At 60.6% G+C, this 1,135-nt stretch carries 1 protein-coding gene; it reads right to left on the reverse strand.

The genetic code is table 11. From position 1 onward, the window contains the following. Positions 1-167 precede the first annotated feature (167 nt). On the reverse strand, positions 168-863 hold the full coding sequence (locus tag EO99_RS0125380; protein WP_029621327.1) for a Crp/Fnr family transcriptional regulator: 696 nt from the start codon (positions 861-863) through the stop codon (positions 168-170). Positions 864-1,135: the final 272 nt, after the last annotated feature.

Genomic DNA, 1,135 nt, shown 5'->3' on the forward strand with positions numbered 1-1,135 from the left:
CGGGGGCAGCGCATGCCCCCAGGAGGATTGCGGCGGCAACGAAAGCGGATTTCATTCTGGTCATCGAGATGCTCCTTCAGACAGGCCATCTTGGCTCTGTTGAAGACATCATAGCCTGCCCATCGATCCTCTCTTTGCGATTCCGCAAATCGGCGGCGATCCGTGATCTATTGCTTTTGGGTTTCTGCCACCACCGAAAGGGCTTCAAGGTCGCGGACAAGCAGCTTCTGCCTGCCGCCTTCGACAATGCCTCTCCCTTCCCAGGCGCTCAGTATCCGCGAGACGGTATGGAGGGTCGTACCGGTCATTTCAGCGATATCCTGGCGAGTGATCGGAAAATCAATCCGGATGCCGTTCGCTTCAGCCCTGCCGGCCTGCTTTGCCAGACGTAACACCGCATGCGCCACGCGTCTTTCGACCTCCTCGGTGGACATCTCGCGGATACGGGTATGTGCCTCTTCGAGGCGTTGGCCGATGGTTTGCATGGCAGAGACGGCAAGTCTGGGATGATGATCGATGAAGTCCGGCCACATCTGGGTGGGCCAGCTGAGCGCGACACTGTCGACTGCCGCAATCGCGGTGCCGGGGTAGTCCGAGCGCTGCAGGGCCCTTGCAAAGCCAAACAGGTCTCCCGGGTGGACGACGCGCACGATGATCTGCTGCCCGTCGGCGGTGACCTGCGTCACCTTGAGGCGTCCGTGCAGAAGCAGGAAGAAATGCGTCGCCGCGGCGCCTTGCTCGAAGACCGCCTCTCCCGGTGGGACACGCCGCGAGAGCGAGTGCGTCAGTATCTTGTCGAGGCTCTCGTCGCTCATCTTCTCGAACAGAGCTAACTCCCGCACCAGGCTCTTGTCGATCTTCACTCTGCATGTTCCCCAATGGCTGGGCGCAGGTTACAGCATGAAGACCGATGCTTGAAGAGCCCGGCGGCTCCTGCGGCGTCGTGTTACACGATAATACCTCTTTCGCGCAGCGCATTGAGGAGAGGGTCGTACCACTTCCCCGATTTCACCAGACGGAACCCGAGATTGTCGGGCGGGGAGCCGACAGAACAGCCTCCGCCTCTGGGGTCCCGATAAATGTGCTGGTGGGCGAGCGATGCGGACCAACGGCGACATTGACCCCACAGATCGTT

This window comes from Pseudorhizobium marinum (assembly GCF_000705355.1).
GTDB lineage: Bacteria > Pseudomonadota > Alphaproteobacteria > Rhizobiales > Rhizobiaceae > Neorhizobium > Neorhizobium pelagicum.